Below are 14,162 nucleotides of genomic sequence, written 5' to 3'. Positions count from 1 at the left end.
TAAAGTTTTAACATTAACATATTTAATAATCTTTAGTTGAAGTATTATAATTAATTTTATGCAACTTTAATTTTAATGTACATTACTTTGTGAATTAATGTACATTATTTTTATAAGTTATGTACATTATTTAATTAAATAATGTACAATAAATATACTATTACTTATAAAGAGCTTAATTATTACCTACATGTGTGCTAAAACTTACTCATAATTAAAATATCTTTTATTAAAAGGATTGATGATTAGGACACTAAAAGGCTTAAATATGTTTGTTTTTAAGTGACTCAATTAATTTATTGATATAGTCTTTTCGTTTCAGCAGTTGACTAATTTCAGCCTCGAATGATTTGGTGTTGTTTATATTAGGAAATGCTAGTCTATTTTTAGCTAATGAATTAGAAATCAAAATATTGAAATAATTATAGCTTAAAATCATTTTTTGAAAAACATTGGTTTCAATGACTTGAAAACCTATTTTTTGGGCAGTTCTTTTATTAATAATATAGCTCGTACCACGAATTTTCATTGACGGATGGTTTTGATGCTTTTCAATAAGTGATAATAAGCCTATGAGATACTGATAAATAATAAAATTTGTGCGTTGTTTTCCACTCATATTTCTGTCAATCCCAAAGTAATAATCAAATAATGTTCCGCCATGAATTGTAATCAATCCATTTTTAGGTTTTTCGGCAATAAACAAAGGTGAATAATACTGCATTTTCCCACTTTTTTTAAGAGATGGCATATCAAAAAAAGGGGCTATGATCGAGAGAAATATTGCAATAATTAAGACACCTATCAAATAAAATTCAACATAAACCACAACAACAATTAAAAGGGATACAACCACAAGTGAAATTAGAGCTAAAACAATTTGAAATCTGTTTTGATCTTTTTTGCTTTTGTTATAGAATTTGTGATTCATGTAATTTAGGCTTTGATGTAAAATTTAAAAAAACTACCTACTTCAAAAAATAACTTGTTCATTATTAATAAAAACTCTTGTTTAGTTTTTATGGTGTTTTATAAAATGCTTATTTTGAATTGCACTTATTAATCTACAAACATACTTATTGCTTAATGAAAATTGCATTAAAACCAAACGATTAAGTTTTTATAGCTTACAAACTTCTTACACATTTATTCAAATATAAACGCTTACAAACGACTATAAAAGTAAGTAAATAGTTATTAGACGAATATAACTTTACTAATCTATCATCTTTGTCCCGTTGTTTAATCACAACAGGTTCAGATAGTCTGAATCTATTTTTTAAATCATTTAAATATTTATCGTTATGAGCACGTTAAAAAATTCAGTACAATTAATGGGACACTTAGGACAAGATCCCGAAGTCGTTAATTTAGATTCAGGTAAAAAATTGGTTAAATTTTCTTTAGCTACCAATGATTACTACACTAAAAAAGATGGTGAAAAAGTCACTTCTACAGACTGGCACAATATTGTTGCTTGGGGTAAAACTGCCGATATCATCGAAAAATATGTAACAAAAGGTCGTGAAGTGATCGTGAGAGGTAAACTTAGCTCACGGTCTTATGAAACAAAAGAAGGTGAAAAACGCTATATTACAGAAGTAGTTTGTGATGAAGTTGTTATGATTGCCCAAAAAGGATAGGTTAATCTTAGCAATTATTATAAACAAATTATTAAAATAAAAAGCTGCCCATCATAGGCAGCTTTTTTAAGTAGTTGCTTTTGGGTAAAGCGATGTAGACATTTTAATGGTTTTATAATTAACTGCTTTTTCACCTTTATTTTCTAAACGCTGAATAAGTAACTCGGTAGCTTCTCTGCCAATATCTTCAGCATTTTGATTGATATACGACATCTGAGGAAAAGATAAAAACGAAGTTTCTTCGTCACCAAAGCCTATAATTGCAATATCTTTTGGAACTTTAAAACCTAAATCTTTGGCAATGTTTACGCACATAATTCCCGATGTATTATCAGCTGAAATAACCGCATCAATATCTTGACTTAATAAAAAGCGCTTAATATCTTGATGCGCTTCATCTTTTCGATCAATTGTTAAAATTAATTGGTCGTTTGTAGATAAGCCATTTTCTGTTAGTGCTTTTGTATAGCCTTCTTGACGTAAACCACCAATTTCTAAATGCGCAATATCAGTTACAAAAGCAATTTTTTGTCGTCCAGTATCAATTAAGTATTTTGTAGCGTTGTAAATGGCTTGCTGATCGTCTATAACTACTTTATCACAATTAATTTTTTCAGAAACCCGATCAAACAAAACGATAGGTTGTTTGATAGAGTGTGATGTTTTTAAGTGATTAACGTGATTTTTTTCAAGTGTCTCTGTCGCTAAAGACATAATAAAACCATCAACACGACCATTGGTAAGCACATTGATACTTTGCTGTTCGTTTTGGTAGCTCTCATGGCTAATACAAACAATTGTATCGTAAGATTTTTCACTGGCTGCTTTTTCAATACCAAACAAAACTTTTGCGAAAAAATGATTCAATATATCCGGTACTATAACGCCAATTGTTTTGGTTTGATTAATTTTTAGACCAAGTGCCATTTTATTAGGCTTATAATTGTAAAGCTCGGCAGCATCTCTAACCCTTTTTTTTGTTTCAGGGCCAATATCGGCACTATCATTTAAAGCCTTAGAAACTGTTGATATAGAGACGTTAAGTAGTTTAGCGAGTTCTTTAAGGGTTGTCATACCAGCAGAAATTAATTAATGTTTACAAAAATTAAACTTACAGCATTAAACTATAATTAAAAAGACAATTTTATATTTTTTAGCTGAGTTTAGGCTTATAACTTAAATTCAATTAAAAAAAGGCTTGTACAACCAGTGTACAAGCCTTAATCAACTTCAACTTTAAACTAAAATTAATTAATTTTTAATTAGACGAATCGTTTTTGTGCTTTTGGCAGCATTTTCAAGTTGAGCGAAGTAAACACCAGTTGGTAAAGCTTCAGATGAAATTGTAGCACGATCAGCATTAATTTCCTGCTCTAAAACTAATTTACCTAAAGTATTATAAACTTTAACTGAAGTCATTTCAACACTCGCTGAAATTGTCCAGTTACTGCTAGAAGGGTTTGGATAAACAGAAAATTCTGCTGTGTTAAACTCATTATTACTTAAAGTAGTGTTTTTGTGTAAATAGATATTATCAACAAAAGCAAGCTGAATAGTACCTGATGGCGTAATTAAAAACTGTGTCAAAGCTGCTCTAGCGTCAATACCATTTCCGTTAACGTTGTTAAAATCTGTTAGCGGCACATCTATAGAAACCCAAGTTTGAACATCATCAGGACCTAGTGCTATTGTTAATTCGCCAGCATCTGTTTCACTACTTCCGTTAGCGTGGTTAGACCACTTAGTATTAAATACTTGTCCTGCTTGAAAAGCATCAGACACCCAAAAGTCCATGTGAAAATGAGTCATTCCTGTAGCATCAACAACTTGATTAAGGTTAGATCCTAAAAATGTTCCAAAATCCATTCTTAACATATCATCTCCAGCCTCAGTTACTTCAGTAAAAACAGTTGGATCATCCCAAGGTACGTTAGTTAAACCTGTATCAGCACCATAAGCATCGCCATAAATTGATATTACATCACCTGATGGTCTGTTAGGTGGTGTCGGTGCTGCTACTGTTGGTACAACTTCACATGGAGGACAAGAACCGCCACAATCAACTCCAGTTTCATCGCCGTCTTGTACACCATTGTTACAAGTTGTTTGTACTTCTGTAACAGATACATTATCTATGAATACAAAACCTACTTCTGCACCCATGTCAAATAGCACTCGATCGTCTACACTATCGCCATAATTAATGGTAAACTGATAGGTAAAAGTCTGAGAGGTTGATGTGAGTGTAGATGTTTCAGTTATGGCTGCGAAGTCTCCTCCGTTTTTACCTAAACCAACAATCATAGTTCTTGAACCTGTTGTAGCATCAGTAAATGCATCAAAACTTAATTCATATGTCATGCCATCTTGTAATGTAATAACTTGACTAAGATTGACATCAAATGCTGCTCCAGCAGCTTGAACATCTGCTTCATTTAATTTATTAGTCCCTTGTGTTACAATATTAAGTGCGTTACCAAACCATGAACCATCAGGTGATGATTCGAAGTCGCCATTAGTGACTAATTCTGTTTGTGCAAAGCCTACTACAGACATTACGAAAATCATTAAAAAAGTTGTAATTTTTTTCATCATATTAAATTTTAGTTTATAAATTTTTGATTAATTATAAAAATAAGATGTATTAATTGTTAATTCAACATTTACACCACTACAAAAAACATACACTAAGGACAAAAGCAATATATTACTATATCGTTGTAGAGAATGTAGTCTTAGCAAGACTATCTACATAGCTATTGTAGATCTTGTATGGTTAATGTATAGTTTTTAAATCTCAATTTAAGCATCAATTAATATTTAATTTGCTCATTTTTATCCCAAATACCCCAATAGGCACCAACTTCACCTTCGTCTCCAACTTTCCAAGATTCATCAAAAGATGAAAAGTAAAAACTTTCTACACCAGCTTGTTGACACCAATTTTGAGTATTGATAAAGTATTTTAAAAAATTAATATCCGAAGGCTGCGCACTTCCTAAACTTTCACCCTTACTTGGCCATCCGGTTTCTGTGATAATAACCTTTTTACCTTTTGCGGCTCCTAAGGCCTGACCAAACATTTGCTGCATATGTGTTAAAGCATAGTCAATATGGCAACTTTCCCAAAACGGGTAACAGTTGGCTAAAATTACATCGCATAATTCAGTTAAGTCAGGATGTACCGTAAACTCGTAATAAGCGTCTACATAGCCTACTGGAATATCTTTAGGAATAGCAGCACGAACTTCACGAATATAAGTTTTCAATTCTTCTAAAGGGATGTCATTTCTGTAAAGCACTTCGTTACCTACTGCCGCAATATCAACCAAACCTTTATTAGCTAGTTCTATCAGGGCATCTAATTCTTGTCTATTTTTTTTGGGGTCATCTCCAATCCAAGCGCCTACAAGTGTTTTTATACCTTCTTCTTTAGCGGCCTGAGGCACAAACTCGTTTCCTTCAATACATGAAAAAGAGCGCACCCACTTTGTATAAGGCTTGAGGATTTTCATACGTCTTCTTACTTGTTCTAGGGTAATATGGTCGCCTGGCTCTTGGCCATCTTCATACATGCTAAAACAAATTCCGTGTAAACCTTTAGAAAGTAAATTTTTAAAGATTGCTTGTAAATCTTCAATATCACTATTTTCTGGGATAAAGCTTTGTTGCTGAATAGAAGCTAAAAAAGCCTCTTGCTTTGGTGTTAACAGTTGATCTTTTCTATACGACATGGTTTACTTAAATTTTAATTTTTCTTTTTCGTTCCAAATACCCCAACGTTGGCCCACATCGCCTTCATGATGAATTTTCCATGATTCGTCAAATGATGAGAAGTAGAACATTGGGATATCTTCTTTACTTGACCAATTTTGAACATTGATAAAATATTTCATCGCATTAACTTTTGACGGTACAGCATTTTCTGTACACTCGCCATCACTAGGCCATCCTGTTTCTGAAACAATAACAGGTTTGCCTTTTGCTCTTACCTCAATTAATCTATACATGTATCTCAAGTAAGCAGTTGAAACATTAATGTCTGCACCTTCCCAAAACGGATAACAATTAATTAAAATTACATCTGTTGCCTCCATTAAGCTAGGATATTGGTCGAAAATATAGTAGGAGTCGACGTAAGCTACAGGAATATCTTTTGGAATTAAACTTTTTACCCGCTTAAGGTAAGCAATAACTTCTTCAACAGACAACTCGCTACGAAGTAAAACTTCGTTACCGACAACAGCAATATCTACCATACCAGCTTTAGCCAAGGAGACTAATTTTTTAATCTCAACTTCATTATTTTGCTTATCATAACTGATCCAGGCACCTACAACAGTTTGCAGATTATTCTTTTTGGCAAACTGTGGTATATATTCATTGCCTTTTGTGCAAGAGAACGAACGTACCCATTTGGTATAGGGTTTAATAATTCGCATCCTTCTAGATACTTGTTCTTCTGTAAGATGATCTGTTAAATCTTGGCCTTCTTCATAGGGGCTAAAACAAATACCGTGTAGCCCTTGTTTTAATGTGGCAGCAAATAATGTTTTAATTTCACTAGACGATTTTTGGGAATAGTCTAAATCATATTCTCGTTCAGGCTGAAGGTTGAGTGATTCGAATGAAAAGTTTTTATGAGCCAAATAAGCACTTGATGATAAAGCTTTAGGTTTTACTTTTCTTCGTTTTAACTCTTTGCCAATTTCGTTCACACGATTTTCGTCTAAATTGTAGCGCCACATCACCATAAATGCGATTGCTGCTGTACCAGCTGGGACAATGATATCTGCAATTCTCAGGTTGGTCATAGTTTCAATTGTTTGTACATCTGCATCAGGAACAAAACCAACAATACTTAAAATCACACCACTTAAAACTAATGCTATAGATTGGCCTAACTTAACCATTAGCCAATAAATGGCTCCAAAAGTTCCTTCTTTTCGGGGTAAGCCATTTTCTAATTCATCTAAGTCGCAAACATCAGCCGTCATAGACATCATCAAGGTAAATAAACCACCCATACCAAAGGCAAACAGAGGAATTGGTAAAAAGATAAGCCATGGCACACCATCCTCAACATTAATCGTAAACCAGCTAGCGCCGATACGCTCTAAATAAGGATTTAAAAAATTAAAGACGGCACCTAGTCCTTCTGTTAATGATTGACCTAAAGCTGTTTGATTAAATTGTTCATTCAATTCTACATCAAATCCCCACCATTTAAGGACATAACCTACTATTGACAAAAAAGTTGATAGCAAAAAGGCATTACGCTTACCGATTTTAGTAGCGATTTTAGAAATGATAGGAATAACAATAAATGCTGTTATAATGGCATTAATTGTGTTAAACCAAGCTGGCCAAGTTCCTGCCATATCATAGCTACCATTATACATATAAAATACAATGATAAATACACCGAAAGCAGCCACCAATTGAAAACCATTAAAAACCAAAAAAGTAGCGCCGCAAAGTTTCATAAATGGCTTATTTTTTGAAACTTGTAGAATGCCTTCCCAAAGCTTTTTTAAGTTTTTTGCTAATGTTTTAAAGCTAATTCGCTCGCGGTCTTCCATTTGGCCAGCATCCATACCTTTACAAAACAACGATGGCAAAATACCAAAAATGACCGTCATGCTACCTACTATTAGCGCCATAGTTCTTACGCCTTCAGGTTTAGTACTAAAAGTTTCTGTATCAGGAATAATAACATAAAGCCAAGGGACAATCATCCATGCAATTTGCCCCATAGTATTAGAAAAAGCCATTAATCTTGTTCGTTCATGATAATCTGGTGTCATTTCATAACCCAAACCAACTAAAGGTGTAGCGAACATGGTATTACCAATCAAAAAAAGCAGTTGTAAAATCATGACGTGCCATATAATATAAGACTCTGAAGCATTATCGTCTAACTGCCACATCAAGAAAAATAAAATTCCACTTAAAATTGAACCAAAAAATATATAAGGTCTTCGTCTTCCCCATCTAGACTTTGTATTATCTGTAATAAAGCCCATTATGGGATCTGTAATGGCATCAAAAACTCTAGGTAAACCACCTAATAATCCAGCCCATAAAGGATCAACTCCCCAAGCTGTTAGTAAAAAAAACTGAATAAAAACACCTAGAGTACCTGGCAATACATTTAAAATAAAATGTCCTGCACCAAAGGCTGCCTTTTGTCCTACAGGTACTTTTGCTTCTACAGGTGTAATGTTATCAGACATGGTTTACTCTTTTAGTTAATAATTTTTATTGTTTGAATAGCCTGTGGATTAATAGAAATTGTTTTTGTTAACTCACCTAGTTGAAGTTTAAATACTTTTTCCTTTTCAGAAGGGTTAAATACAATTACTACATGATTAGCGTCTGGATTTGTAGCGGCTGTAACTTGTAAATCTTTATCAGTTGATTCAAAATCGATGCGTTTGGCACCTGGACGAACATATCTACTAAAGTGAGACATGGTGTAATAAAGCGGTGTAAAATATACTTCATCTTGGTCTGGGTCTACAATTACAGGTGCAACACACCAGTTTTTAAACCAATTTGGGCCACCTTGCCGATCAAGTACCATATTCCAATCCACCCAACCATCTACCCAATTATTCATACAACCAATAATATCTCTAGCATAACGGTAAACAGGTCTATATTTAGGATGTAAGTATTTTTGTTCTTCGGGTGCCCAATCCCAACCCCAATCGGTGGCTTCTTTTCTCCAATACCAATCATCTTCTTGCCAAACGGGAACTTGTGCGTCTACACAAGCTTCTGTTTCAATTAAGTACTTATCGGGTGCTTTTTTGTGTGCATATTGTAAATCTTCTGCAAAAATTTTATAGGTACTTTCATACCAATGTACTGCTGTTCCATCAAAATATTTTGCATTAGCTTCATTTTTATACATGACGTCTACCCATTCTTTTAAGCCAGCTCTGTTTTGGTCATAACCTAAAATTTTCAAATATCCTTTTTCGTCTTCTTCAAGTTTTGGCCCTAAGTGATCTCTTACAAACTTGGTCATTTCTTCAGGTGTGTAATGCATGCTTTCCCAATTATTCCCGTTTCCATGAGGTTCATTTTCAACGGTAAAGCCCCAAAGATTTATTCCCTCAGCTTTGTAGGCATCAACATATTTTGAAAAGAAAAGTGCCCAAGTATCATAATACTCGGGTTTTAATTTACCGCCAACCCAGTCGTTATTTGTTTTCATCCACGGTGGCGCTGTCCAGGGTGATGCAAATAATTTAAAACCCTCTTTAGATGCTGCCATTGCATCTTTAATCATAGGTATTAAATCGGGCTGATCTTCTTTAATAGAAAAATGCTTTAAATTTTTGTCGCCTTCTACTGGTGCATAAGAATATTGGCTTAACGAAAAATCACATGAGTTCATGTGTGTTCTCATTAATGAATATTTTGCACCGCTATCAGCGAAATAAGCATCAATAATTTTTTTTCTGTTTTCAGGACTTAATTGATTAAGTAAGTAAGCTGAAGACTCTGTAAAAGCACCACCAAATCCCGTAAATGTTTGAAAGGTTTTTTGTGGATTTAAAGTAATGTGCGTTTTTGTTTCGACCGTATTAAAAGAGTCGATTTTAGTAAGTTGATGACCACTTCTAGATGTTTCAAAAACCTCAACATTTAAATCTGTTGGGGTATTGTTACCCGTTTCTTTGCAGGAACTAGCAAACATTAGTATAAATAGATTTAAGATTATGAATCGTCTCATAAGGTTTATGTTTCATGGTTGTTGTTAATGATTGAGATTAATTTCATTTTTAACTGGTGGTACTAAAACATCCAGAAGAAGATCAGTCTTTTCACCTTTATAGGTCTTTTCTATTGGGTTTCCGTCTCGGGTTAAGCCTTTAAATGTGTTTCGGTCAACCTCATCCCAAAGTGCATATTTGGCCTTTCCATCAACGGTAAACAAACCAAAAAAGTTTTCAGAGCCTTTGGGGTTATGAGCATCTTTCCAAGGTTCATCGAATGCTTCAAAGTAAAAACACTTTATTTTATTTTGAGTTGCCCATTCTCTCATCTTATGATAATACAAGGCTTGTTTATACTCGTCTGTAGCTTTTGAGCCATGTTCGCCATAAAATCCGCTTGATACGCTTGCCCAACCTGTTTCACCAATGTGAACAGGTTTTTTAATATCTAGACTTTTCATATAACTTACAACACTGTCATACTGAGATATGGCATAGCTTAAAGAGCGGTTCATCACTTTATCTAACTTTTCTGTATTACTTAGTTGTTGTTCTTTTGGCAAAACGCCCCAAAAAACAGGATTGTAATGGGTATCATGCATTGGGTAAGTATGTACTGACAAGTAGTCTACACTTTTAATCAATTCATTTAATTCAGGTGTATGGTATTGGCTTTCGCCACCACCCCAAGAAGCAAAGTTATCTGAACTGGTTATCCAGAGATTTTTATTTAGTTCTCCACTTTGTTTTAATTCTTGTAAGTACTTAACCCATTTTAAAATAATATGAGGTTGCACGAAATAAGCTGTAGCCCATTTTACCATGGCTTCGTTACCAACTGCTATTATTTTTACAATATCTGGATAGGTATTAGCTAACTCTACAGCGCGATTAATTTCTGCTTCGTTATACTCGCTTTCCTCATTATGGTTTAAGGGTAATTCTGTCCACGCATTTTTACAATCTACCCAAGCACCTAACATGACATACATTTCAAAATCAGGATTGTTTTGTTTTAATTCATGAATAGCTTTTAAAACATTGGCGGCATGAGGTAAACGTACATTGTACGTTCTTAAAATACGAATTCCCAAGGCGTGCATAATTTTTAAATCGTCTTTAAGCTGATTTAAAGTAGGTTGGTTGTTACGTGTTTTTGAACGGTAACCTCCATAAGAAATGGCTAAATATTCTGGCTTACTAAGTATTTCTTTAGCGGTTAAATTATGGTTGTTTTGCATTGCTTTATTCTCTTTTTGAGATGGTTGACATGAAGCCAATAACTGAAGGCTGATTATTAAAAAAATATATGCTAGTGGCTTCATGACGTTTTATTTTAGAATAGACTCTTTAAGGCTAACGTGAATAGCTTTGATTTTTCCAGATCTACTAAAAACATCTTCAGCTAAAGCCTTTGTTAACTCTAGACCTTCAATTTGAAGTGAATCGGCATCACTTATTTCGACTTTTATTTTGTTTTGAGTTGAAATGCTATAAATAATCGGAACTTGGCAGAGTGTAAATCCTAGTGTGTTTTTATCTAACTGAATTTGATGTTTTTGATTCTTGACATCTACATATCTGAAAATATGCGTTTCGTCTAAAAACTCAGATTTTCTTAATAAATGGGGTTTAAACTGAAGCTTTCCTTTAATAATTCGTACACCTAGTTCACCAAATCGGCTTAAAATATCTTCTTTTACTTGACCTGTCATACCTGGTTGTTGCGCACCTTTTCCTAAAGGTGTATGCGAATAGGGATCTGTTGGGAAAGCGCCATATAGTTTTGGAGATTTATGAACACCAATACCTTCGTTAATTTCGTAATAATGTTCTAGTAGACGCCCAACTGTTTCAGCAGATTCATGAGCTTCTATAGCTTGCAAACAAGTTTCTAAAACCGCCAATTGTAATTTTGAAACCATATGCCAATAGATTGACCCTAAACCTTCGTAACCGTAAAATGTTCCTGAACGCCCAGTAAAAGCTTTATGGTTAAAAACTTCTTCATAAATTTTAAGAATGTGATCTTTTTCTTGCTGAGCTAAAGAAGAATAAGTTTCACCTTCTAGAGAAAGTAAAGCTTCTTTTAATTTTTTAGAATTATTGAAATTTGCATTGAAATGATAATTACCTTTAATATCTTTTTCAATAATTTCTTTATGTCCATCTTTTACTAGTTGCTGAAGTAATACAGAAGAATTAACTGAAGTTTCTGGAACATTATTACGGTCTAAAAACCCTTTTAATGCTTTGTTTGGATAGAGTAAATAACTGTACTGGTCTTGCCTAAACAAATCGCTGTTTTTAAGCGCATCTAATAGTGCAAGCGACTGCTTTGCATTTAAATAGCCAGAACTTAATACCGCAACTTGACCTTCAAGCATTTCAGATAGGTAATCGATAGAAATTTTGTTGTTATCTACGGTCATTAAATTGTATGCATGATACAGGTTATCTGTGCGTTTATTAACCTCTATTGCCTGTTCTATGTATTTAAGGCTTGTACTCAAAAATTGGTTAATTGCCTCAGCAGATACTTTTGTTTTATGACCAGATAATCCAGAATTATATACTTTTAACCTGTATGTACTGGCAGCTTTACCAAGTTCGTCTAAAACTTCTTTTCGTTGAACATCTGAGAATTTACCTTCAGTTAAATATTGATATTGACTAAAAGTGGCTTGCATTTTAGAAAACAATTGTGCCAATTCTTCTGAAATCTCGTAGTTTTCAGACGCATCAACTGCTTCAGTTATAGACTTAAAGAAAGCTAAAAAACGCCTGAGATAAGATAAAGTTACCATAGAAACGCCATTACCTACTAAAGCGTTATTGGCATCGTTCCATTCTGGTCGCTGAGTATTCATCCAAATACCTGCTTCAGGAATAAAGTTTGAAAGTTTTGCTAAGGTCGTAGCTAAAATTTTCTCTATGAAGTTTACATGAATAATCTCACCATTTTTAGTTTCAAGTAAAGCACCATCAGCCCCTATTTTTTTGCGTTTATTTCTAATTTTAGTATCCGATTCATGATTAAATTCTATGGTATCTTTCGGGTCATTCAAAATATCTTCATAAGATTTAATTTTGTAAGGTACATTGGCATATACAAACTGAGACTTTTTGAATAATCTAGATAAACTATTGGGCTTATAATCTTTAAAAAATTCTAAAAACTTCAACAAGTAGATGATTTGATGATCACCCCAGTAACCAATATATGACCATGGATCATCTGGTTCTATAGTTTCCCAATCAAAACCGTCTTTAGTGACTCGATACGGGTTGTAGCCATCAAAAGTTGTTGCATTTAAAAATTTATAAATCATACTTTCAATAAACTCTGGATAAGAATAGGCTAAGCTTTCCCAGTTTTGAAAAATATCGCGCCAATTCCCTTCATAATCTAAAATTTTACGGCCTTGATCGTCTTTGGTATTAATAGAGAATTGATTCCAAGGTCGGCTTGGGTCACCATGTCTACGGCTAAATTTAAGTGGTAAATATTCTGTTGAAAGGCGAGAAAAATCTGCGTCATTTATTTTTTCAGCTAATGCTTTTAAATCACTTAAGTTAAATACCTTAGGAAGTGTATTGAGTTCATTTTTATGGGTTTGAGCTAATGGTTTATTGGCTTTATTTAGATAATTTTTAAAATCTTGACTTTCTATCTGATAATTGTTATCGAAAATACCACCACGCATAATATTGAACATGGTATTAGAATAATGCCGAATATCTCTTAAATTATCGTTAGACCTTTGCAAACCATCAGCAGCACCATTAAGTTGCATTAATTTTTCAGTACCTAATTCTATATCATTCTGAATTATTTCAGCTAAATTAGCTTGTTGTAGGTCTTGTTGTAGCTTAACCACGGCAGAATGGTTATAATTAACATCGGCTACAATAAACCACGATGTTTGTTCTTGTGCTTCTAATTGAATTGTTTTGTTAACAAAAAATGCGCCTTTTTCAGCTTTTACGTCTGTTTCTTGTGAGATTTGTTGACCTGCTCTAAAGTTTTCAAGCTGTAGGGATGAAAGTAAGTAGGTTGGGTTTTCTATGCCTAAAGACCATACTACATTGGCTTTTAAAGCTTCGCTTGGTTCAGCTTTATCTACCGGAACCGCACTGAGTGCAAAAATTCCTAAACCGTTAGCTGTATCAAGTTCACTACGTTTATAAGCATCAACTAAGTTACTACTTTGGGTTTGTAAATCTGGAACTACGCCAGCTGGTAATACATTTTGCAGACCATCTAAAACTTCAATTTTTATAAGGTTTTGATTTAGATTTTTAATTTCGACTTGTTTTACAAAACCAAACTGATCACTCGTAGACCAACGATAAGAATAGCTTAAGTTTAAGCTATGATTAATTTCTTCAAAGACCAGTTTATCACCGTAGATGTTTTTATATATGTTTCGAGTAATTTTGTATTGCTCTACAAAACGGTTCGAAAAAGGTTCCCAAAAATGTATATCATCATTTAGGAAAACTTTAAAAATAGATTTACTTCCTGTATAATGGGCAGATTCTGTAACCTTATCGTCGGTATAATAGGGAAAAAGTGCATATTCTGAATTGCGTCTTCCAGCTGTTAAACCGCCATTACTTGAAATAAACATCCAGTGATTAGAGTCGCTTACAATGCTCATAAAAAATGGTCGCATGGCATCGATATTTGTAATTTTTAAAAATTTTTCGCCATTTAACCTTACTTGTTCTAAATCACTAGTTTTAGACATTTTATTGTCTAGTATCTTGTCTTGAATCATTTGTA

Annotated in this window: 9 protein-coding genes; 1 reads left to right on the top strand and 8 read right to left on the bottom strand. The window is 33.5% G+C overall.

What is annotated here, in order from left to right:
- Window positions 1–262: 262 nt before the first annotated feature.
- Window positions 263–931: a hypothetical protein gene (locus IMZ30_RS05940; protein ID WP_207039631.1), complete on the bottom strand. Its 669-nt coding sequence runs from the start codon at window positions 929–931 to the stop codon at window positions 263–265.
- A gap of 373 nt (window positions 932–1,304) precedes the next feature.
- Here IMZ30_RS05940 and IMZ30_RS05935 point away from each other — a divergent pair, with 373 nt between their 5' ends.
- Entirely contained in the window at window positions 1,305–1,643 is a 339-nt protein-coding gene (locus IMZ30_RS05935; protein ID WP_207039630.1) for a single-stranded DNA-binding protein, read from the top strand.
- A gap of 66 nt (window positions 1,644–1,709) precedes the next feature.
- On the opposite strand, the gene IMZ30_RS05930 is transcribed toward IMZ30_RS05935, so the two are convergent.
- The 7 genes from IMZ30_RS05930 to IMZ30_RS05900 form a co-directional block, all read right to left on the bottom strand.
- Entirely contained in the window at window positions 1,710–2,717 is a 1,008-nt protein-coding gene (locus IMZ30_RS05930) for a LacI family DNA-binding transcriptional regulator (RefSeq protein WP_207039629.1), read from the bottom strand.
- Between the two features lie 177 nt (window positions 2,718–2,894).
- Window positions 2,895–4,235, bottom strand: a complete 1,341-nt coding sequence (locus IMZ30_RS05925; RefSeq protein ID WP_207039628.1) for a T9SS type A sorting domain-containing protein — start codon at window positions 4,233–4,235, stop codon at window positions 2,895–2,897.
- A 221-nt stretch (window positions 4,236–4,456) separates the two neighbouring features.
- Window positions 4,457–5,377 (bottom strand): glycosyl hydrolase family 17 protein, encoded by a 921-nt coding sequence (locus tag IMZ30_RS05920; RefSeq protein WP_207039627.1) that lies wholly within the window; start codon window positions 5,375–5,377, stop codon window positions 4,457–4,459.
- Window positions 5,378–5,380: 3 nt separating this feature from the next.
- Window positions 5,381–7,879 carry an MFS transporter gene (locus tag IMZ30_RS05915; RefSeq protein ID WP_207039626.1) on the bottom strand — a complete coding sequence of 833 codons (2,499 nt, stop codon included), beginning with the start codon at window positions 7,877–7,879 and terminating at the stop codon, window positions 5,381–5,383.
- Between the two features lie 11 nt (window positions 7,880–7,890).
- The gene (locus tag IMZ30_RS05910) at window positions 7,891–9,354 is read right to left on the bottom strand and encodes a glycoside hydrolase family 30 protein (protein WP_242529714.1); all 1,464 of its coding nucleotides are present in this window, start codon (window positions 9,352–9,354) and stop codon (window positions 7,891–7,893) included.
- 60 nt (window positions 9,355–9,414) lie between these two features.
- On the bottom strand, window positions 9,415–10,698 hold the full coding sequence (locus IMZ30_RS05905; RefSeq protein WP_207039624.1) for a glycosyl hydrolase family 17: 1,284 nt from the start codon (window positions 10,696–10,698) through the stop codon (window positions 9,415–9,417).
- Window positions 10,699–10,704: 6 nt separating this feature from the next.
- Window positions 10,705–14,157, bottom strand: a complete 3,453-nt coding sequence (locus tag IMZ30_RS05900) for a hypothetical protein (RefSeq protein WP_207039623.1) — start codon at window positions 14,155–14,157, stop codon at window positions 10,705–10,707.
- Window positions 14,158–14,162: the final 5 nt, after the last annotated feature.

The organism is Psychroflexus sp. ALD_RP9 (assembly GCF_017311165.1).
GTDB lineage: Bacteria > Bacteroidota > Bacteroidia > Flavobacteriales > Flavobacteriaceae > Psychroflexus.
The sequence above is the reverse complement of the archived record's forward strand: the minus strand, read 5'-3'. Positions and strand labels throughout refer to the sequence as shown.